The organism is Qipengyuania sp. RANM35, from assembly GCF_041021145.2.
GTDB classification, from domain to species: domain Bacteria; phylum Pseudomonadota; class Alphaproteobacteria; order Sphingomonadales; family Sphingomonadaceae; genus Qipengyuania; species Qipengyuania soli.
The window spans coordinates 1,869,693-1,892,254 of the sequence record NZ_CM196433.1; the positions used below are offsets into that span (position 1 = coordinate 1,869,693).

Below are 22,562 nucleotides of genomic sequence, written 5' to 3' on the forward strand. Positions count from 1 at the left end.
ATTCGTCCTGATGTTGCGTCTTGGGACCAGGGAGGAAACATGTCTCGGAAAGCTCTTGGAGTTGCCGCGCGCTCGCGCCGCATCGCCGCACTCACCACTGCATCGGGCCTTGCGCTAGTCGCGGCCCAGCCCGCGTTTGCCCAACAGGCGGACGATACGGATGAGGAAACCACGACCGAGGCGCCGGCTGATGGCAATGTGATCGTCGTCAGCGGCTATCGCCAGTCGCTGCTGACTGCGCAGAGCATCAAGGAAAAGGCCGACACGGTCGTCGACGTCATCACGGCAGAAGACATCGGCGCTCTTCCCGACCGTTCGGTCGCCGAAACGCTGCAACGCGTTCCGGGCGTCAACATCGGTCGCTTCGAGAAGACGTCCGACCCGACGCGTTTCTCGGTCGAAGGCACGGGCGTGATCATCCGCGGCCTTCCCTACACCCGTTCCGAACTCAACGGTCGCGACATTTTCTCCGCAAACGGCGGCCGCGTCCTGAGCTTCGAAGACGTCTCGCCCGAACTGGTCGGCCGCGTCGAAGTCTACAAGAACAGCACGGCGGATATGATCGAAGGTCATATCGCGGGCATGGTGAACCTCGTCACCCGCAAGCCGCTCGACAACCCCGGCTTCCACGTCGCAGGTTCGGTCGAAGCCAACTATGGTGACCTGCGCGAAAAGTGGTCGCCGACCTTCAACATCCTCGGTTCGGACACGTTCGAGACCGGCGCCGGTACCTTCGGCCTCCAATTCAGCTACTCGAACTCGAAGCTCAAGAGCCGCACCGATGCTACGCAGGTGATCGATTCGTGCTATCGCCCGGCCGACCTCAGCGGGGGTTGCTATCGCGTCTATCCGATCAACTCGGGCGGCTTCAACGACGAGCCCAACTTCACGCCGGACGAGTTCCCGCCGGCAAACTCGGTTCTGGTCCCGCAGTACGCGGGCGTCCGCTCGACCACGCTCGACCGCGATCGCGAGGCATTCTCGGGCGTCGCCCAGTTCGAAACGCTGGATGGCGGTCTGAAGATGACCCTCGAATACCTGCGTTCGAAGACGAGCTTCTTCACCGAAGAATTCGCTCTGATCGGCCGCATCGACGACGGCGTGTCCACCAACACCCCTCGTCCCGGTACCGAGTACCAGTTCGACAGCAACGGCCACTTCCAGAGCGGCATCCTGACCCAGAACGTCGGCAACGCCTATGCAACGCCGTTCGGTCTCGGCGGCATCCCGATGGATTCGCTGCGCTTCCTGCGTGACACCGATTCTGTCACTCAGGACATCTCGCTCGACACGGAAATGGAATTCACCGACCGCTTCCGCGGCAAGGTCGAGATGCAGTACGTCAACTCGAAGCTCAACCGCGACTCCGTCTTTGGCGCGATGAGCACCTGGGCCGACATCGGCATCGACCTCACCGGCGATACGCCGGAGGTCCAGTTCCTCGCTCCGGTCGGCGCGCCCGCAGATTATTTCTCGAGCGGGTACTACACCTACTACTGGTTCGGCCTCGACAGCCGCGAGAAGAACAATGGCGAGCTGTTCAGCCTCGCGGGCGATTTCGAATACGACGTCAGCGACGACGGCTTCTTCCGCAAGGCGGCCTTCGGTGCCCGTTGGGCCGCCCGCGACCGCGTCAACCGCAACACCAACTTCAGCACTTGGGGCAACCTTTCGGCTCCCTGGGCCGGTCGCGGCGGATGCTTGCCCTGGGGTGAAGGCCCGGGCTGCTTCTCGGGCCCCGGTCCCTATGTGCCCGATTGGTCGGGCTTCACTCCGGGCCGCTTCTACACCGGTCTGCCTGGCCAGGAATTCGCCATCGCCGGCGGCGCGTTCACCGACGAGTTCCCGAACTATTCGCAGCTGCGTTCGCCGTTCGGCGACAACTTCCAGCGCGGCCAGGCGGCGACCCCGATCCAGGATGGTGCAGCCTACTTCTACGGCGGCGACGATTTCCTGCAGGATTACCTCGATGGCGTGACGGACCAGGAGTGGGAGCAAATCACCAACTTCGCCCTGTCGCCCGAGCGTTTCAACCTGGGTGTCAATGGCCGTACCCGCACGCTGCTCGACGGCACGACCGTCCAGTGCGATCCGTTCTGCCCGGCCGAAATCTCCGATGTGACCGAAATTACTTCGGCGGCCTATGCTCGTCTCGACTACGGTCTCGACATGGACAACGGCTGGTCGATCGCGGGTAACATCGGCCTGCGTTATGTCCGGACCAAGGTCGGTAACAACTCGCTGCTCGCCTTCCCCGACCCCGGCCAGTTCGACTCGATCGCGAACGGCGGCAACGGCGATGGCGTCGTGCAGGTATCGGAAATCGATGCCCTGTGTGCATCGCCGCTCCCGCCGGGACAGCAGCGCCTGTATTGCGGCCTCACCGGGGCACGTCAGGCCGAGTTCGCTTCGCTGCATACGGGCGAACTGATCCGCGACACCCGCGATATCAAGTTCGACCACTGGCTCCCGGCCTTCAACATCCGTCTCGACACCGGCAAGGGCCTGGTGCTTCGCGGCGCCGTGTCGAAGGGCATCTCGCGTCCGGACCTGAACCTGTTCAACGCCGGTGGCGTGCTGGGCTTCAGTGGTCGCGTGGATAGCGGTCCGCTGCTCTCCGTCTCGACCGGTAACCGCGGCCTGCGACCGATCGAGTCGTGGAACTACGATGTGAGCGCGGAATGGTATTTCTCCGCCGTCGGCTCGCTTACCGCAGCATTCTTCGTCAAGGACATCACCGGGATCATCCAGACCGGTACCGGCCTGGTGAACTACACCTCGCCGAGCGGCCTGTCGCAGGACGTGATCATCTCGGGTCCGGCGAACGACCTGTCGGGCACGCTGAAGGGTGTCGAGCTGGCCTACCAGCAGACCTACGACTTCCTGCCGGGCCTGCTGAGCGGTCTGGGCGCACAGCTGTCGTATACCTATGTCGATGCTTCGGACTTCATCACTCCGAACATCTCCAGCATCGGTTCGCCTTCGGTGAACTCGAGTGGCGGCCCGCTGAACGGCGGTGCCTTCGTGGGAGAAACGCCGAACTCGGGTACTTCGAAGCACACCGTCAACGCGACTGTGTTCTACGAAAAGGGTCCGATCTCGGCTCGCGCCGCCTACAACTGGCGCAGTGCCTTCCTGGTGACGCCACGCGATGACCTCTTCCCGTTCTCGCCGACATTCCAGGAAGCCGGCGGCCAGCTGGATGCCTCGCTGTTCTATAGCGTCAACGAGAACATCAAGCTCGGCGTCCAGGGCGTGAACCTGCTCGACGAGGTGACCAAGCTGTCGACCCTGGTCGATTACAACGGCACTAGGGTGCTCAGCGCCGCGTTCCGCAACGACCGTCGCTATACCTTCATCGCACGCTTCTCCTTCTAAAAGAGCTGCGAGAGGGATCGAAAGAATGCGGGCCCCGTCATCTTGGCGGGGCCCGCTTTTCATTGGAACAACTGGCGTCGACAGTTCCGGTCCTTGGTGGTGCCGCGTTGATTTCGCTTTGCCCCTTGGCCAAGATGTGTATCTCGCAACTGCGAAATAAGGGCCGACACTTGGCTAGGGGGGTTTGATTTCGATGGCACGGCGTCGCCAGGCGGTCACCATCAAGCACGTAGCAGCCGATGCAGGCGTGTCCCTGCAGACGGTAAGCCGCGTCATCAACAACGAACCCAACGTCCGCCCCGAGATGAAAGAGCGGGTGCAGGCCAGCATCGACAAGCTTGGCTATGTCCCGTCGATCGCCGCCCAACGGATGAGCGGGTCGCGATCATACCTAATCCTCGCCATCAATGACCGCGAGCGCACCATCGCCGACTGGCAATCCCGTCAGGGAACCGACTGGGTCGACCAGATGCTGCTGGGCGGAATGCTGACCTGTGCCGAGCGCGGCTATCGCATGTTGGTGGAGTTGATCGACACCCATTCCGACCATGTCGAACGCGAGCTCGGCGCGGCCATCGCGGCGCTTCAACCGGACGGCGTGATCGTTACTCCGCCCCACTCGGAGAACCCGCTCATCACCGGCTTGCTCGCGAAGAAGCACATCCCCTTCGCGCGGATCGGCTCCAAGGAACCGGGACACGGAATAGCCTTGACCATGGGTGATGAACACCTGGCAAAACTCGCGACCGAGCACCTCGCCGGTCTCGGTCACAGGCGTATCGGGTTCATCGCTGGATCCGAGGAATACAGCCTCGCGGATTGGCGTATCGACGGTTGGCGCGAAGCGATGGAGAATGCCGGACTGGAACACGAAGGACTCTGCCAGCGGGGCGACTTCGGGTTCGAGAGCGGGGTTCGCGCGGCCCGTGCACTCCTGGACCTGCCCGATCCGCCGACAGCCATTATCGCCAGCAGCGACCAGATGACCCTGGCGGCGCTCGAGGTTGCCAAGGAACGCGGCTTGACCGTCCCCGACGACCTATCGTTGATCAGCTTCGACAACACGCCGCTTGTCCGCTTCACCAGCCCGCCCCTGACCGCACTCGACCAGCCCATCGCGGCCACCGCTGCACGCGCAGTGGAGTTGCTGATCGACGAAGGTCGGGACTATGTTTCGGACACTCCGGTCGTCATCGAAGGCGACCTTGTCATCCGCGGATCGACTGCTGCGCCGAAACGCGGGTAGATCCCGGCGGTCTTCCGTCCCAAATCGCTGAGCAATCACGCAATCTCGCCGCTTGACCTCGGCGCTTTCGCATGTCACCTCTCTTTGAGAACGTTCCCAACGGTGAATCGGGAGCGCGGAGGGGAAGTGTGATGAAGGTTTGGCTGTTGGCATCTGCGGCAGGTCTGGCAGTGGCCGGATGCAGTCCGGTTCCGACCACCATTGCGAGTGCCCCGCCCCCTGCGGAAAACCACACTCCGGTCGCCTATGCGGCCAATTGGCCAGAGGCGCGCAGCCCCGCCGCGATCACCGACGCAGCTACCGAGACGGCCATCGACGCATTGATCGCGAAGATGACGCTGGCACAGAAGGTCGGACAGGTCATCCAGGCCGACATCTCAGCGATCCAGCCGCACGATTTGCGGAAATACCCGCTTGGTTCGATACTCGCGGGCGGCAACAGCGGTCCGAACGGCAACGATCGGGCTTCGGCTGCGGAATGGGACGCGCTAGTCCGCGCATTTCGCAAGGTTTCGATGGAGCCGCGTACGGACGGCGTGGCGATCCCGATCCTGTTCGGCGTCGACGCAGTCCACGGTCACAACAATATCCCCGGCGCGACGGTCTTCCCCCACAATGTCGGCCTTGGCGCCACGCACGATCCCGAACTGATCGGCCGCATCGGTGCGGTAACCGCTGCCGAAATCGCCGGTTCGGGCATCGAATGGACATTCGCTCCCACCCTCGCCGTGCCGCAGGACGGGCGCTGGGGGCGTGCCTATGAAGGCTACAGCTCGAATCCGGCCATCGTCGCGGCATACAGTGCGGAGATGGTCCGCAACCTCCAGGGACCGCTGGCCGCGGGCAAGCCGCTGGCTGACGACAAGGTTGCCGCGACAGCCAAGCACTTCCTCGCCGACGGGGGGACCGAAAAGGGCCAGGACCAGGGCGACGCGCGGATTTCGGAAGAGGAACTCGTTCGCATTCACAATGCCGGCTATCCTCCGGCAATCGATGCCGGCACGCTGACAGTCATGGCCAGCTTCTCGAGCTGGAATGGCGCCAAGCACCACGGCAACAAGTCCCTGCTGACCGACGCACTCAAGGGCCGGATGGGGTTTGAGGGCCTCGTTGTGGGTGACTGGAACGCGCACGGCCAGGTACCGGGGTGCGAACCGACGGACTGCCCGCAGGCGCTCGAAGCCGGCCTCGATCTTTACATGGCACCCGACAGCTGGAAGGGCCTGTACGAGAACACGCTGAAGCGCGCCGAGGCGGGCGAGATCCCGATGGATCGGCTCGAGGACGCCATCCGCCGCATCCTGCGCGTCAAGTTCAAGCTCGGCCTGATGGACGGCCAGCCCGACACCCGCGGCAATCTGTCGGTCATCGGTTCGCCTGCGCACCTCGCCGTTGCCCGTGAAGCAGTGGCAAAATCGCTGGTCCTGCTGAAGAACGAAGGTTCTGCGCTTCCGGTCAAGCCAGGCGCCAAGGTACTGGTTACCGGCCCTGGTGCCGATGACATGGCCATGCAGTCGGGTGGGTGGACCATCGGCTGGCAGGGCACCGACGTCACCAAGGCGGATTTTCCCAACGGACAAACCATCTGGGAAGGCCTTTCGCAGGCGGTCAGGGACGCTGGCGGACAAGCTGCGCTGTCGAAGGACGGGAGCTATTCGCAAAAGCCGGACGTCGCCATCGTCGTCTTCGGCGAGACTCCCTATGCCGAATTCCAGGGCGATCGCCCGCATCTCGACTTCACCGGCGAAGGCCTCGCCACGATCGAGGCGCTGAAGGCCAAGGGTATTCCGGTGGTCTCGGTCTTCCTCTCCGGACGCCCCCTGTTCGTCGGCCCGGAGATGGACGCATCAGACGCCTTCGTCGCCGCGTGGCTTCCCGGATCGCAGGCCGGTAGCGGCATAGCGGAAGTGCTCGTCGCCGATAGGAATGGCCGCACCAAGCGCGATTTCACTGGCACGCTATCCTTTGCCTGGCCCGCCGGATGCGAGCCCGGGGCAGAAACACTATTCCCGCTCGGCTTCGGCGGCTCCTACACCGCCAAGCCCACCGTCCCCGCGCTTGCCACCACTTGCTCTCTCTCCGGTGGTTCTCGCGGGGACGGTTTCGCTGTCTACGATCGCGGGTTGCAGTCGGGCATCTGGGCATTCACTGGCGATACGGGTCTCGTGAACCTTGTCGGCTCGGGACCGGGTTTCAAGGCGACAGCCTTCGACATCGCGGCCCAGGAAGACGCCCGCCGCCTGACCTGGACGGCTCCGGCATCGCTGCAACTGCGTTGGGATGCACAGGAATTGCCCCAGACCGCCGCACTCACGATGCGCGTCTCGGTCGCCAAGGCACCTGCCTCAGCAATCACGCTGAAGGCGCTGGGCGACAAGGCCAAGGGACCGCTCGACCTCACACCGACCATGAAACTGGTCGAGGGCAAGGGTATGCGCGATGTCGAGATTCCGCTGGCCTGCATCGCCGACGGCGCGATATCCGGTGTCGAAATCGCCAGCGCAGGCGCATTCGTATTCGAACTGGAAACGATCGGCGTCGTGCCGCAGGCTGCGCAAATGGACTGCACCGGACCGTTCTAAGGCCGGGCTTGGGAGGATAATAACATGGCAATTGCACCAGGGGTCGCGACCAGCACCGATTCCAACCCGATCGAGGACGAGGGCGCGCAGATCAACGCGCCCGGCCTCAACTATTTCGTCTTCGCGCTGTTCTTCATCTTCGGCGGTATCACCTCGCTCAATGACGTCATCCTGCCTAAGCTGAAGGAGCTCTTCACGCTCAACTACACGCAGGCGATGCTTATCCAGTTCTGCTTCTTCACCGCCTATCTGGTGATCGGCATCCCGGGTGCACAGCTGGTCAAGCGGATCGGCTACATGCGTGGCGCAGTGGTCGGCTTGCTGACCATGATGGCCGGCTGCCTGCTATTCATCCCGGCAAGCCAGACCGCGACCTACGGCCTTTTCCTCTTTGCCCTGTTCGTGCTCGCCAGCGGCGTGGTCGTGGTGCAGGTCGTCACCAACCCGCTGATCAGCCTGCTCGGACCGCAGAAGACGGTGCACAGCCGCCTGACCTTCGCGCAGGCGTTCAACAGCCTCGGCACAACCATCTTCCCGCGCGTCGGCTCGACCCTGATCCTCGGCGGACTCGCTGGCGTGACTGCGGCCGAGCTCTCGGGCGCCGAGCTCGATGCCTATCGCACCGCCGAAAGCCAGGCGATCGTCAACACCTACATCGGCCTCGCCATTGCGCTCGCCGTAATCGCTGCAGTGGTCTGGAGCTTCCGCAATCGCCTGCAGGGCGAGAAGCATGAGCAGAGCTCGCTCTCCGGCGGCTTCGCCCTGCTGAAGCGTCCGCGCTTCGGTTACGGCGCACTCTGCATCTTCCTCTACGTCGGTGCGGAAGTCGCCATTGGCTCGCTCATCGTGAACTACCTCATGCAGGAAGGGGTGATGGGCCTCGAAGAGCAGGCCGCAGGCAAGATGATCGCCTACTACTGGGGCGGCGCACTCGTCGGGCGCCTCATCGGTTCGGGCCTGCTGCGTGTCTTCAGCCCCGGCCTGATCCTTGCGACGGTGGCGGCTGGCGCAATCACGCTCCTCGCCATTTCGACCAACACCACCGGCGCGACTTCGGGCTACTGCCTGTTGGCGATCGGCCTGATGAACTCGATCATGTTCCCGACCATCTTCTCGCTCGCCTGCGAGAAGCTGGGAACCAAGGCTGCCGACGGTTCGGGCATCATCAACATCGCCATCTTCGGTGGTGCAGTGATTCCGCTGTTCACCGGCATGCTGGCCGATGCCAGCGGCAGCCTGGCCACGGCCATGATCCTGCCGGCCATCTGCTATGCCATCATCGCAGGTTTCGGTATCTTCGCCCGCAATCCCGCTTAATTCCAGGCTGGCGAAAATTCGGGGGTTCGCAAGGCGGCTTCAGCCTGCCATGCGGACCCCCGATGCTTTTGCTGGACTCACGATGACCGACGCCGAACTCGCTGCGCACCTGGCAGAGGTGGCAGGCCGCATCCTCATCGAGGTGCGTGCCAGCGGGATGTTCCACGGCAAGGCGCTGGGCCGGGCGGGCGACCAGACGGCCAACGAGTTCCTCTGCCATGCCCTGCGCGAACAGCGCCCCGAGGACGGTCTGCTCTCGGAAGAGAGCAAGGACACCGAGGAGCGCCTGTCGTGCAGTCGCGTGTGGATTGTCGATCCGGTCGACGGCACGAGGGAGTACGGTGAGGAACGGACCGACTGGGCGGTCCATGTCGCGCTCTGCGTCGATGGCAAGCCCGAGGTCGGGGCCGTCGCCCTGCCAGGCCTTGATTGCGTCCTGCGCAGCGACACACGTGGCACATTGCCCCCGGCAGCCGAACACCCGCGAATGGTCGTCAGCCGCACACGTCCGGCCAGGGAAGCGCTCGCGGTCGCAGAAGCAATCGGAGGCCAGATCGTCGAGATGGGCTCGGCCGGGGCCAAGGCGATGGCGGTTGTGCGCGGTGAGGCTGAAATATACCTCCACACTGGTGGCCAGTACGAATGGGACAGCGCCGCGCCGGTTGCCGTCGCCCTCGCCCACGGTCTCCACGCCAGCCGCGTCGATGGCAGCCCGCTGGTCTACAATCAGGCCGACACCTACATGCCGGACTTGCTCATCTGCCGTCCCGAATGGGCCGAGCGAGTCCTTGCCGAGGTGGCCAAACTGGACGCTTGAGGACGCTTCCGAAGCCGCCCTTCCCTAGCGTATTTCAGTCCCTCCAAAAATTGCGGTATGGGAGTCGCCGCAAAGAGGAGAGACCTGAGCCATGGCCACCCAGCTCGAAGCCGAAACCCGGAGCGACAATGATGCATTCCGCGAGGAAGTGCGCCAGTTCATCGCCGACAATTTCCCCGCCGAACTGAAGGGCAAGGCGAACGCGCTTGCCGGTGTCGACGGCCCCACCGACGAAAATGCCGCGCAGAAAGCATGGCGCGAGGCGATGGGTGCCAAGGGATGGGGCACGCCCACCTGGCCCAAGGAATATGGCGGGGGCGGCCTCGACAAGAAGCAGGCGCGTATCATCGACGAGGAACTCGCGCGTGCGGGTGCCTACAACCCCATCGGCGGCATGGGCGTGATGATGTTCGGTCCCACCCTGCTCGAATACGGCAACGAGGCGCAGAAGCGCGAGCACATCCCGCCGATCTGTCGCGGCGAGATCCGCTGGTGCCAGGGCTATTCGGAACCCAATGCCGGGTCCGACCTCGCCAACCTGCAGACCTTCGCCGAGGACAAAGGCGACCACTATCTCGTCAACGGCCAGAAGACCTGGACCAGCGGCGGCCAGTGGGCGGACAAATGCTTCGCGATCGTCCGTACCGACAAGAGCGACAAGCACCACGGCATCAGCTTCATGCTGATCGACATGGACTCGCCGGGCGTGGAAGTCCGTCCGATCCAGATGATCAGCGGCATGAGCCCGTTCTGCGAGACCTTCTTCACCGACGTGAAGGTGCCGAAGGAGAACCTCGTCGGCGAGGAAGGACAGGGCTGGACCATCGGCAAGCGCCTGCTTCAGCACGAGCGCACGAATATCTCGGGTGGCGGACGCCTTGCCGGGATGATGGGTGCGAGCCTTGGCGACATTGCCAAGAAGTATTGCGCCACCGACGCCGACGGCGAACTGGAGGACAAGGTGTTGCGCGACAAGATCGCCGACTTCGAAATCCGCTGGAACAGCTTCCTCCTCACCGCGCGCCGCGCGATGGAGGAAAGCAAGGCAGCCGGCGGGGTCTCCGAGATCAGCTCGGTGCTCAAGAAGGTCGGCACCAAGCTCAGCCAGGAACGCAGCGAGCTGCTGATCGACATTCGCGGCCTGCAAGGTCTTGGTTGGGAAGGCGACGGCTTCTCGACCGGCGAGCTCGAAACGGTCCGCGCCTGGCTCTTCGGCAAGGCGACGACGATCTACGGCGGCTCGACCGAAATCCAGAACAACATCATCGCCAAGCGCGTGCTCGGCATGCTCGACCACCAGTAAGAGAGGGGAGCACGGACAATGGCAGTTCTCAACGAAGAACAGGAAATGCTGCGCGACATGGCGCGCGAATGGGCCGTCAACGAAAGCCCGGTTACCGAATTCCGCAAGGTCCGCGCCAGTGGCGCCCCGGAAGCCTTCGATCGCAACGCATGGTCGACGATGGGCCAGATGGGCTGGACCGGGGTGATCATCCCCGAAGAGCACGGCGGTTCGGACTTCGGCTTCATGTCGGCCGGCCTCGTGATCGAGGAACTCGGCAAGACGCTGACCGCCAGCCCGCTGCTGATGAGCACGATCGCGGCGACCGCGATCGTCCTTGGCGGCAATGACGAGCAGAAAGCCAAGTGGCTGCCCCGGCTTGCCAGCGGCGAGGCGATTGCAACGCTCGCGGTCGACGAGGGCGCTACGCACGATCCGGCGAAGATCGAGACCGCCGTTTCGGGCGGCAAGATCAGCGGCACCAAGGCTTTCGTGCACGAGGCCCACGGCGCCGACCTCTTCGTGGTCGCGGCGAAGGACGGGCTCTACCTTGTCGAAAAGGGCGATGGCGTTTCGTTGACGACGCGCAAGCTCACCGACCAGCGCAGCCACGCCGACGTGACCTTCGCCGGTGCGACGGCCGACAAGCTCGCTGGAGGCGGCGACAACCTGCTCGACGACGTCCTTGATCGCGCTCGCGTACTCACTGCGGCGGAAATGCTCGGCATGGCACAACAGGTCTTCGACGTGACGCTCGACTACCTGAAGCAGCGCGTCCAGTTCAACCAGGTGCTCGCCAGCTTCCAGGCGCTGCAGCATCGCATGGCCGACCTCTTCGCCGACCTTGCGCAGATGCGCAGCGCGGTCGAAGCGGGCCTGCAGGCAGTCGACAGCGGCTTTGGTGTGGCCCGCGCGGCGACCATCGCCAAGGCCGAGGCCAACCGGGTCCTGCACACCATGAGCAACCAGGGCATCCAGCTGCACGGCGGCATCGGCATGACCGACGAATACGACGTCGGCTTCTATCTGAAGCGCGCTCGCGTGCTCGAGGCGAGCTTCGGCTCGACCAGCTGGCTCAAGGACCGCTTCGCGACGCTGGGCGGCTATTGAGCGACGCGCTCGCCCCCGCGGGCGAGGAACTTGAGGCGCTCTCCGGTGGCGATGCCGCCTGGGAGCGCCATCATCGTTACGTGGAGAAGCACCTCAGGCGGAACTATTCCGCCACGCTGACGCACGGCGTCTTCGGCATGACGGGCTTTCGCCTGATCTATGCTCCCACGATCATACCTGCCTATCTCTATCTTTTGACCGGAAGCCCCGCAGCGGTTGGGCTGGGAACCGCCCTACTCCAGCTTGGCGGAACGATTTCGCCGATCCTGTCGGGCGCTCGGGTGGAGAGCCGCAGCCGCATCCTGCCCTATGCCATCGGGGTGGGTTCGCTCATGCGGGTGATGATCCTCGTGCTGGCGATTGCCGCCTGGACGCTTCAGGGAACGACGCTGCTGGCCGTCACCCTGCTTTCATTCCTGCTGCTTGGCTTCTTCTCGGGCGCGCAGCGCGTGGCCTTCCAGATGCTCATGGCGAAGGTCATCCCGATCGCGCGGCGCGGCCGCCTGCAGGGAATCCGCAACATGATCGGCGGGCTGATTGCCGCAGGTCTCGCCTGGCTCGCCGGCCACTATTTCATCGAGCAGCGCTGGCTCGGCAACGGATACGCCACCACCTTCCTGCTCGCCTTCCTGCTGACTTCGGTCGGGCTGGTCGCGTTAAAGTTCGGCATTCGCGAACCCGATGCTCCTCGCCTGCGCCCGGTAATGCCCTTGCGCGAAAGGCTGGGGCAGTTCGGGGAACTCCTCACACACAAGGGCTTTCGCGGTTTCCTCGTCGCACATGCCCTCGCCGCTATCGCGCGGGTCGGCCTGCCTTTCTGGACGCTCTATGTCGGCGACCGCCTCGGCCTCAGCGGTGCGCTGATCGGATCGCTTTCGCTGGCCTTCCTGGCTGCGGACACACTCTCGAACCTTGCCTGGGGCGCGCTGGGCGACCGCTATGGCTTCCGCATCGTCTACGTAGGAGCGTTGATTGCAAGTATAACCGGCATGATGTTGCTGGTGCTCGGCGACGGCTGGATCCTTCATGGGGCGTTCGTCATGCTCGGCATCGGTTTCTCCGGCTGGATGATGGCGGCGATAACCCTGGTGCTCGAGTTCGGTGAGCACGAAGACGTGCCGATGCGGCTCGCCCTGCTCACCACGGTCGAAGGGGGTGTTTCGTCAATCGGGCCGGTCCTTGCCGGCCTCGCGATCGCGGCGATGGGCTATGCTCCGCTGATCGTGGCAGCTTCGGCATCGCTCGTCGCTTCACTGGCGATCATGCTGCTGCGCGTGAAGGAGCCGCGCGAGCTAGCGTGAAGGCGCGAGCATCCCTTCCGACAAAGCCGACAAGTATGTCCTGATCGCGACTTCGGGTTCACCGAAACGTTCCGCCCAGTGCCGCGCCTCATACGCCGAGTTCACCGTCGACATGATCACCTGACCTGCCACCAATGGATCGATTGGCCTGACCGAACCGTCGGCGATGCCGTCGATGAGCATACCGGCAAAGCGGCGTGCCAGCCGGTTCGAGCGGGTCACCACATCCACCTTGTGATCTGCGTCGAGCGCCTGCAGCGCGGTTGTCCGTAACAGTGGTGTAGGGTCGAAGAACTGCAGGTCGACCAGCTCCGCCAGCACGCTTGAAAGTCTGGTCCAGTAATCGGTTCCGATCCCCAGACCCCCGATCTGTACGGCGGACATGCGATCGTAGCTCTTCTGGAAGCAGGCGAGGACTAGGTCATCCTTGGCATCGTGGTGGTGGTAAAAGCTGCCCTTCGTGACGTTAAGGCTTTCGGCGATGCGATTGACCGAGGCCCCGCGATAGCCCAGCTTGTTGATCATCACTGTCGCTGCCCGCAGGAAGGCTTCGTTCTGGCCGGCATCGGCATCGTCGTGCGTGCGCCAGTTGCCGATGAGTTGCTGCGGTTCGAACCTGCCTTTTTCGGCAGGAAGGCCGTTTGCAAGGATATCAAAGAAGCGTGATTCAATCCGCTTGAAGTCGAGCACCGAGTAGCGCAGCGACCAGATCGGCCACCACATTACGGCCTCCAGCAGTATGTGCGCGCGTGCAGAGAAAAGGGCGCGCTCGTCGCTGTCGCGCCATGCGCCGAAGAAACGGCGGACGATGTCCACCACGCGCAGGTAATGCGCCATCAGCGGTTCCTGCACATCTGCATCGAGCGTGCGGATTTCCGACAACGCGGTCGTCAGCCCCCTCTCGCCCGCCCGAATGCGCTTTCGCAAGGCGACGTGCGAGGCGATGAAATGCTTTAGGCGCGACGACGGGTCCGGCTGCGCCAGCGCGTCGTTCGCCATCTGCTCCATCAATGAAAGCGTCTGTTCGTAAACAGCAACGACCAATCCTTCCTTGCGCGGGAAGTAATAGGTGACGCTGGTGGCATTCAGACCGATGGCCTTGGCAACTTCCGCAAGTGTGGTTGCCTGCACCCCCACTTCGTTGATCTGCACGGCGGCCGCATGAATTATCGCCTCGCGTTTTTCACCGAACTTCCGGGTTGCTGCGGGTTTACTCATGGGAAGAAGGACCCCAGATCCTTCTTGAGGATCTTGCCGTTTGCGTTTCGCGGAAGCGTGTCCTCGACGAAGGCGATTTTCACCGGCACCTTGAACCTTGCCAGTCGCTCGGCGACCCAGGCGCGCAGTTCCTCCTCGCTTGCCGAGGTACCGGGTGCGAGGTGAACGACAGCCGCCGGTTCCTCTCCCAAAGTCGGATGGGGTATGCCGATAAGCGCCGCATCGGTGACGGCCGGGTGATCGTAGAGCACGTTCTCGACCTCGGAGGAGTAGATATTCTCACCCCCGCGGATGATCATGTCCTTGGCCCGGTCGACGATGTAGCAGAAGCCCTCCTCGTCCAGCCGCGCGAGGTCGCCGGTGCGGACCCAGCCGTCGATGAATGTTTCGGCCGTCGCTTCGGGACGGTTCCAGTATCCCTTCACGATCATCGGGCCTCGCGCCCAGAGTTCGCCCACTTCGCCGACGGGCATTTCGGTCGAGCCGTCCTCGGACATGATCTTGAGGTCGGCCACGGCGACCGGCGGGCCGCAACTCGTCGGGCGATTGAAATAGTCCTCGGAATTGTTGCCGGTGACCGTCGCCATGGTCTCGGTCATACCCCAGCCATTGCCGGGCAGCGCACCGAAGGTCTCGTAGATCTTGCGTACCAGTTCGGGGGCCGAAGGCGCGCCGCCGTAGGATATCGCCTCGAGGCTCGAGAGGTCGTAATTCTTGCGTTCGGGATGTTCGATCAGCTGCCAGGCGATCGTCGGAACCCCGCCGGTCGAGTTGATCTTCTCGCGCTCGATGAGCTGGAATGCCTTAACCGGGTCCCACTTGTGCATGAAAACCATGGTGTGGCCGGCTGCGATCGAGCCCATCAGGCCAGCCGAGCATGCGGTGACGTGGAACAGGGGGATAACCGTCAGGCCCACTCTCTGGACCGGTGCGGGCGGTTCCTCGCCGCGGCGTAGCGCTGCCACTGCAATGCTCCAGCCGCTGGAGAGGATATTGGTAGCGAGATTGCGATGGGTCCCCAGCGCTCCCTTGGGCTGCCCGGTGGTGCCGCTGGTGTAAAAGATCGTGACCTCGTCGTCGGGCGCGATATCGACATCCGGCAGTTCTGCTTCGGTCAATGCAGAGTAGTCGTTGGGCCTGCCGATGACGTCCTCGAGCCTCTCCGTCCCCTCAGGGGCCGTGGTTGCGCGAGATACGAAGGTGATTTCGAGGTCCGGAAGCTCGCTTTTATGCGGGGCGATACGCTCCCACCGCTCTTCATCGCAGACAAGGAGCTTCGCGCCCGAATTTGCCAGGCCAAAAGCGAGCTCCGGCCCCGTCCACCAGGCATTGAGGGGCACGCAGATCGCCCCGATGACCGCAGCGGCAAAGAAAGCCACGGGCCATTCGGGCAGGTTGCGCATGGCAAGTGCAACCCGGTCGCCCTTCGCCACACCCCGGGACTGGAATTCAGCGGCGAGCCTGGCGACAGCGCGGAACCACGCGTCGTAGGTTACGCGTTCATCCTCGTAGATCGTGAACAGTCTCTCGCCATGCGCCCGGCCCGCCATGGCGATGACGCGCAGGTTGGCAGGGGCATTCTTCCATACGCGCGTTGGCACGCCGCGAATGTCGATCGTTTCCATTTCGAAGCGTGCGCCGGGGGCGGTTAGCCGGGCATGGCATTCATCGCGGGTCATGGCCGGCCAGCCTTCGGGCGGCGTCCAGCCGATCGCGCGTGCGAGGTCGTTCATCAATAATCCTCTTTGGCCGCCGTCTGCGCGGCGACTCCCTCTCCAATGCTCGGTCTAACCTTCAACCGGCATTCTGCGCAAGCGGGCTTCGAAGGTAAGGTATGAGGGTGGCAAGAACAGATGAAATCGCTATTCGTGCAAAACCGAAGCATAGGTATGCGCGGAGAGGGAGATACTGATGTTCGAGCTGGCAGGTGCGGAAACGCTGGGATTCGACGGTGCACGACTGGCGCGAATCCCCGAATTCCTGGCCAGCACCTATATCGAATCGGGTCGCCTGCCCAATGCCCAGCTGGTCGTGGCGCGCAATGGAGTTCCGGTGCACTACACCCGCCTTGGTACCATGGGCGACGACAAGCGCGAACTTCGCGATGACGCGCTGTTCCGCATCGCGAGCATGACCAAGCCGATTACTTCGGTCGCCTTCATGCAGTTGGTCGAACAGTGCAAGGTGGCCCTGGAAGAGCCGGTGACGCGCGTGTTTCCTGAATTCGCCGACCTCAAGATCTATGCAGGTGGCGGCGGCTCCATCCCCTTCGCTCCGGGTGCGCCGGCCCACCCGATCCGCTTCGTCGACCTCCTGACCCACATGTCGGGCCTCACCTACGGACTGCAGAACCGCAACAACATCGATGCGGTCTACCGCGAGATCAATTTCGACTTCGCCCGCGATCACCTCGACAGCGACGGCTTCATCGACAAGCTGTCGAAGCTGCCGCTCGAGTTCGCCCCCGGACAGGGATGGAACTACTCGGTTTCGACCGACGTGCTGGGCATTGCTGTCGAGCGCATCAGCGGGATGCGCCTGGGCGAGTATTTCGAAAAGAACATCTTCGCACCACTTGGCATGAACGACACGCGCTTCGGTGTGAATTCGGACGACATCGAGCGTCTCGTCGATGCCTATGCCTACCGCCCGGGCCAGTCGCCTCGCATGATCAGCGCGGGCGCCACCAGCAAGCTGGTCAATCCCGCAACTTTCGACAGCGGCGGCGGCGGCCTCATCGGCACGATCGCCGACTATCACCGCTTCTCGGCCATGCTCCTGAACGGTGGCGAGCTCGACGGCGCACGAATTCTCAGCCCCAAGACCGTGCGCCTGATGCGCACCAACCACCTGCCGAACAATGCCGACCTTACCGAGATGTCGAGCAGCCTGTTCTCCGAAGCGAACAATGCCGGGACCGGCTTCGGACTCGGTTTCGCCATGGTGATCGACCCGGCGAAGACGCTGATGCCGTCCAGCATGGGCGAGTTCTATTGGGGCGGTGCCTATTCGACCGCCTTCTTCGTCGATCCTGTCGAGCGTATCACGATGGTTTTCATGACGCAGGTCTACCCCTCGTCCACCTATCCCATCCGCCGTCAGCTCAAGACGCTGATCTATTCCGCCCTCACCGACAGCTACGCCTGAGGAGAACGCAATGACCTCGCCCATCCGCACCGAACGCCACGACGATGTGCTTGTCGTCATTTCCGACAATCCGCCGGTAAACGCACTGGGCCAGGCGGTGCGCGCCGGGCTCAAGGATGCCATCGGCGAGGCACTTGCCGACGACAGCATCAAGGCCGTCGTCATTCGCTGCGACGGGCAGACCTTCTTCGCGGGCGCCGACATCACCGAATTCGGCAAGCCGCCGGTCGGACCGAACCTTCCCGAAACGCTCGACGCGATGGAAGCCAGCGACAAGCCTGTGGTCGCTGCGATTCACGGCACCGCGCTTGGCGGCGGGTGCGAGGTTGCCCTCGCCTGCCATTACCGCGTCGCCGTGCCCTCCGCGAAAATGGGTCTCCCCGAAGTCAAGCTTGGCCTTATTCCCGGCGCGGCAGGAACCCAGCGCCTGCCGCGGCTAGTCGGCGCCGAGGCTGCTCTGCCGATGGTCGTCGGCGGCAATCCCATCTCGGCGAAGAAGGCCAAGGAGATAGGCCTGCTCGACGAAATCGTTGGGGAAGGCACGCTGGAATCCGACGCGATCGCGTTCGCACGGTCGAAGATCGGCCAGCCGGTCCCGCGCGCCTCGGAAGGTACGGCCAATGAAGACGGTGTCCGCGACCCCGACCTGTTCGACCGCTTCCGCGCCTCGCAGGCCCGCCAGATCCGCGGCTTCGACGCGCCCAATGCCGCGATCGAGGCGGTCAAGGCCGCGGGGCAGCTGCCCTACGCCGATGGGGTAAAGAAGGAACGCGAGCTGTTCATGAAGCTCATGACCGGCACGCAGAGCGCGGCAATGCGTCATTATTTCTTCGCCGAGCGTGCCGCCAACAAGATCGACGATGTGCCCAGGGACACGCCGCTGATCCCGATCAGGAAGGTCGGCGTCATCGGGGCCGGCACCATGGGTGGCGGCATATCGATGAATTTCCTTTCCGCAGGTATCCCGGTGACGATCCTCGAAATGGCCCAGGATGCGCTTGAGCGCGGCACCGGGACAATGCGCAGGAACTATGAGAACACCGCCAAGCGCGGGCGCATGACCACCGAACAGGTCGAAAACGCCATGGGCCTGCTGACACCGACGCTTTCCTACGACGATCTTGCCGATTGCGACCTCGTGATCGAGGCGGTCTACGAGAACATGGACGTCAAGAAGCAGGTCTTCGCCAAGCTCGACGAAGTGGTGAAGCAGGGCGCCATCCTGGCGTCGAACACCAGCTACCTCGACGTCGACGAGATCGCCACCGCAACCAAGCGGCCGGGCTACGTGCTCGGCATGCACTTTTTCTCGCCCGCCAATGTCATGAAGCTGCTGGAGGTCGTGCGCGGCAAGGAGACCCGGCACGATGTCCTGGCGACGGTGATGAAGCTTGCCAAGACCATCGGCAAGGTCGCCGCCGTGTCGGGCGTCTGCCCCGGCTTTATCGGCAACCGCATGCTCTCGAAGCGCCAGGAACAGGCTAATGCGTTGATCATGGAAGGCGCCAACTATTGGGACGTCGACGACGTGCTGCTGGAATTCGGCTTTCCGATGGGTCCGTTCCAGATGGGCGATCTCGCCGGCATCGATATCGGCTGGCACCGTGATCCGACCAAGGTCACCACAATCCGCGAGGCACTCTGCGCGGCGGGCCGCTTCGGCCAGAAGAACGGCAAGGGATTCTACGACTATGACGAGTCCCGCAACCGGACCCCGTCGGACGAGGTGAAGGCGATCATCGCCGATTTCGCCACCAAGGAAGGCAAGGCGCAGCGCGAGATCAGCAAGGATGAAATCCGGGAACGACTGCTCTACCCCATGGTCAACGAAGGCGCGAAAATCCTTGAGGAAGGAATGGCCCAGCGTTCGAGCGACATCGATGTCGTCTGGATCAACGGCTACGGCTGGCCCCTTTACACGGGCGGCCCGATGCACTGGGCCGAAACCATCGGCCTCGATACAGTCGTCGCCGGTCTGGAAAAGTACGGCCTGCCGGTCAGCGATTATCTGAAAGGCAGGGCCGAAGGCGGGGGCAAGTTCTAGAACTTGCCCCAAGTGCGACATTTTCGAAACGACGGTACGGCAATCGACGTTTTGAAGGGTACATTTATCCGTTATCCCTTGACATAAAACAAGGACACCAGTTCAATTTCGACGAGAGGGTATGTGCTCAGAAGGGCAAGCCCGGAGGAGAGGAGATACTGATGAGGAAGTTTGGATTGCGTCACACCTGCGCCATCGGTGCGCTGGCCGTTTCCACGCTGCTGGCGTCGCCGGCCTTTGCACAGGACCAGGGCGGAGAAGACGAGGATACCGCAGCCACCGAAGACCGCATCGTCGTCACCGGTTCCTATATCCGCGGCACACCCGAAGATGCTGCTCTTCCGGTTGACGTGCTGTCCAACGAAGAGCTCCAGAACAAGGGCATCTCCTCGCCGCTCGAACTGATCAAGGAATTGCCGTCGGTAGGCTCCGTCCTCGGCGATACCAACCAGTTCTCGACCGCTGCACAGGGGTTCCAGGGCAATGGCTCGATCAACCTTCGCGGCCTTGGCGCAACGCGCACCCTCGTCCTCGTCAACGGCAAGCGTACGATCCAGGCTCCGGGCGACGGTTTCAGCGACACGAACTTCATTCCGATGTTCGCCCTGCAGCAGGTCGAAATCCTCAAGGACGGCGCAGCAGCCACCTATGGCTCCGACGCGATTGCCGGTGTTGCCAACTTCATCACCCGCAAGAACTTCGACGGTGTGGAAGTTGCCGGTGACTGGACCTTCATCGACGGTTCCGACGGCAACTATAACATCAGCGCGCTGGTCGGTAAGAACTTCGGCGATGTGAACCTGCTCGTCGGTGCCGGCTGGCAGCACAGGTCCGAACTCTCGACCACGGCTCGTTCCTATACCAGCCAGCCGTATGACCAGAACGCGTCCGGCTATTCGGCACTTGCCACCCCGGGCCTGTTTGCCGTGACGTATATCGGTTCTACCGGCGTCAACACGATCCTCTCGCAGGACAAGGGCTGTAACGAGCTCGGCGGCTTCAACACCCCGCCGGTCTGTCGCTTCACCTATATTCCGTTCGACAACATCACCGAAGACGAGGACCGCTACCAGGTCTACGCGCAGGCCGATGCGGACCTGTCCGACAAGGCGCGCTGGCATGCTAGCGCCCTCTGGGCCAAGACCGATCTCGAGAGCCTGAACTATTCGCCGGCTTTCCCGCCGACGCAGGGTCCGAACGGTTCCGGCTTCGTCAGTGCCTTCACGACCTCGGTCAACAACCCGGCGGTAGCCGCATTCCTGACGCAGCAGGGCCTGCCGCAGTCGGGTGGTGCCAATGGCACGCTCTTCCGCGTGACCAACGTCTACTACCGCCCGTTCGGCTTCATCGGCAATCCGCGTGATGAAGAACGCGGCGCTGGCCAGGGTCTTGCAAAGAACAACGCATGGCGCGTCAACACCGGTTTCGAATTCGACATCGGCGACAACCTGGTGCTCGACCTCGACGGCACCTACTGGCGCTCGGCCCGTACGGCCTATGCCCCGGGCATCATCGGTTCGCGCCTGCAGGCCGCGCTCAACGGTTTCGGCGGTGCAGATTGTACCGGCACCACCGCAGGGGCCAACGGCTGCCAGTGGTTCAACCCGTTCGTCCTTGCCGGACCTTCGAACCCGACGCTGGATATCGCCAACCCCTACTACCAGCCCGGTTTCGAGAACGATCCCGACCTGGTCGCATGGCTGCAGGTTCCGAACGGCACCTTCCAGCGTGAAGAACAGTGGATTGCCGATGCCGTCCTTTCTGGTGGCACGGGCTTCGAACTGCCCGGCGGTGAAGTCGCCTTCGCAGTCGGTGCCCAGTACCGTAAGAACAACTTCATCAGCCGTCCGCTCGACGACACGTCGAACCTCAACATCAACCCCTGCTTCCGTGAAGGCGATACGAGCTGCGTCGGCACACCGACTGAAGGCGTGGGTCCGTTCATCTTCCTCGGCGGCACCCGCCCGACGAAGCTGGACCAGAGTGTCTACGCACTCTTCACCGAGTTGCAGTTGCCCATTCTCGACAATCTCGAGCTGACTGCAGCCATCCGCTACGAAGATTACGGCGATCCCATCGGCTCGACGATCAATCCGAAGGCGGCTGTCCGTTTCGAGGCAACCGACTGGCTGACGCTGCGCGGCTCGATCGGCACCACCTTCCGCGGCCCTCTGGCCAGCAACGTCGATCCGAACTTCGTGACGGCGCTGCAGGGACTGACCGCGACCGGCGGCAACTACAAGTCGGTCGACATTTACGGTAATCCCGATCTCAAGCCGGAGACCGCGCTTACCTACAACCTCGGCTTTATCGTCAACACCGGTGGGCTGACCTTCAGCGCCGACTTCTGGACCTATGACTTCAAGGACCAGATCGTCATTACCCCGGCCGATGCCATTGCCAGCTACGTAGGCAACGGACAGACCAGCGGTACCGCAGCGGTCGATTGTTCGAGCGAACTGGTCGACCTGATCACCTTCTCGGGCAACGCCTGTACCCAGGGGACGACTACGGGGCTCGATATCGCTCGCGTTCGCACCCAGTACGTCAATGGTCCGGACGTGAAGGTTCGTGGCATCGACTTTGCTGCCAATTACGACATAGATGCCGGCTTCGGCGTCATCTCGATCGGCGGCAACGCGACCTGGAACATCGAGTACACGACCGACGACTTCTTCGTGAACGACATCCTCGTCACACCGTCATACGACGCCGTCGGTTTCGGCAACTACTTCCGCGACCCTGGCACGCTGCCGGAATGGCGTGGCAACGGTTACGTCAACCTCAACACCAGCGGGCTGAACCTGCGCTACTCGGTGAACTATATCGACAGCGTGTTCGACGAACGCTGCAAGGCCGACCCCTGCTTCGCCATCTCCGGTGTCCCGGCTGGCAGCAACTACGGCAAGAACAGCGGGAGCTATACGCAGCATGACCTGGTGGCGAACTACACGCTCCCCATCACCTTCGCTGAAGTGCAGCTGACCGCAGCGGTCCTCAACATCTTCGATGAAGAGCCGGCTCAGGCTTACCTGCCGCTCGGCTACAACCCCTTCATCGGTAACGGGATCGGACGCAACTATCGCATCGGCCTTCGCACGAAGTTCTGATCGACGCGAT

The 22,562-nt window shown here is 63.1% G+C and carries 13 protein-coding genes; 11 read left to right on the forward strand and 2 right to left on the reverse strand.

The window, feature by feature from the left end; genetic code table 11:
* The first annotated feature begins 39 nt into the window (after positions 1-39).
* The 8 genes from RAM60_RS09410 to RAM60_RS09445 all read left to right on the forward strand — a co-directional run bounded on the left by RAM60_RS09410 (position 40) and on the right by RAM60_RS09445 (position 13,033).
* Positions 40-3,378 (forward strand): TonB-dependent receptor, encoded by a 3,339-nt coding sequence (locus RAM60_RS09410; RefSeq protein WP_369026995.1) that lies wholly within the window; start codon positions 40-42, stop codon positions 3,376-3,378.
* 193 nt (positions 3,379-3,571) lie between these two features.
* A complete protein-coding gene (locus RAM60_RS09415; protein ID WP_369026994.1) occupies positions 3,572-4,624 on the forward strand; it encodes a LacI family DNA-binding transcriptional regulator in 1,053 nt (350 codons plus the stop codon).
* Positions 4,625-4,755: 131 nt separating this feature from the next.
* Complete coding sequence (locus RAM60_RS09420; RefSeq protein WP_369026993.1) at positions 4,756-7,206, forward strand: glycoside hydrolase family 3 protein; 2,451 nt, start codon at positions 4,756-4,758, stop codon at positions 7,204-7,206.
* A 24-nt stretch (positions 7,207-7,230) separates the two neighbouring features.
* Complete coding sequence (locus RAM60_RS09425; protein ID WP_369026992.1) at positions 7,231-8,523, forward strand: sugar MFS transporter; 1,293 nt, start codon at positions 7,231-7,233, stop codon at positions 8,521-8,523.
* An 82-nt stretch (positions 8,524-8,605) separates the two neighbouring features.
* Positions 8,606-9,340, forward strand: a complete 735-nt coding sequence (locus RAM60_RS09430) for a 3'(2'),5'-bisphosphate nucleotidase CysQ (protein ID WP_369026991.1) — start codon at positions 8,606-8,608, stop codon at positions 9,338-9,340.
* Positions 9,341-9,431: 91 nt separating this feature from the next.
* Positions 9,432-10,643 carry an acyl-CoA dehydrogenase family protein gene (locus tag RAM60_RS09435; RefSeq protein WP_369026990.1) on the forward strand — a complete coding sequence of 404 codons (1,212 nt, stop codon included), beginning with the start codon at positions 9,432-9,434 and terminating at the stop codon, positions 10,641-10,643.
* An 18-nt stretch (positions 10,644-10,661) separates the two neighbouring features.
* Positions 10,662-11,732, forward strand: coding sequence for an acyl-CoA dehydrogenase family protein (locus tag RAM60_RS09440; protein WP_369026989.1), 1,071 nt, complete (start codon positions 10,662-10,664; stop codon positions 11,730-11,732).
* Positions 11,729-13,033 (forward strand): MFS transporter, encoded by a 1,305-nt coding sequence (locus RAM60_RS09445; RefSeq protein WP_369026988.1) that lies wholly within the window; start codon positions 11,729-11,731, stop codon positions 13,031-13,033. Before RAM60_RS09440 ends, RAM60_RS09445 begins: the two co-directional genes overlap by 4 nt.
* Here the strand turns inward: RAM60_RS09445 and RAM60_RS09450 are convergent.
* Both RAM60_RS09450 and RAM60_RS09455 read right to left on the reverse strand, forming a co-directional pair.
* Positions 13,025-14,251: a TetR/AcrR family transcriptional regulator gene (locus RAM60_RS09450; RefSeq protein ID WP_369026987.1), complete on the reverse strand. Its 1,227-nt coding sequence runs from the start codon at positions 14,249-14,251 to the stop codon at positions 13,025-13,027. The genes RAM60_RS09445 and RAM60_RS09450 overlap by 9 nt on opposite strands.
* Positions 14,248-15,984, reverse strand: coding sequence for a class I adenylate-forming enzyme family protein (locus RAM60_RS09455; RefSeq protein ID WP_369026986.1), 1,737 nt, complete (start codon positions 15,982-15,984; stop codon positions 14,248-14,250). Before RAM60_RS09455 ends, RAM60_RS09450 begins: the two co-directional genes overlap by 4 nt.
* 178 nt (positions 15,985-16,162) lie before the next feature.
* On the opposite strand from RAM60_RS09455, the gene RAM60_RS09460 reads away from it, so the two are divergent.
* From RAM60_RS09460 to RAM60_RS09470, 3 genes are all read left to right on the forward strand, one after another.
* A complete protein-coding gene (locus RAM60_RS09460) occupies positions 16,163-17,398 on the forward strand; it encodes a serine hydrolase domain-containing protein (protein WP_369026985.1) in 1,236 nt (411 codons plus the stop codon).
* A 10-nt stretch (positions 17,399-17,408) separates the two neighbouring features.
* Positions 17,409-19,442 carry a 3-hydroxyacyl-CoA dehydrogenase NAD-binding domain-containing protein gene (locus RAM60_RS09465; RefSeq protein ID WP_369026984.1) on the forward strand — a complete coding sequence of 678 codons (2,034 nt, stop codon included), beginning with the start codon at positions 17,409-17,411 and terminating at the stop codon, positions 19,440-19,442.
* 161 nt (positions 19,443-19,603) lie between these two features.
* The gene (locus RAM60_RS09470; protein ID WP_369026983.1) at positions 19,604-22,552 is read left to right on the forward strand and encodes a TonB-dependent receptor; all 2,949 of its coding nucleotides are present in this window, start codon (positions 19,604-19,606) and stop codon (positions 22,550-22,552) included.
* Positions 22,553-22,562: the final 10 nt, after the last annotated feature.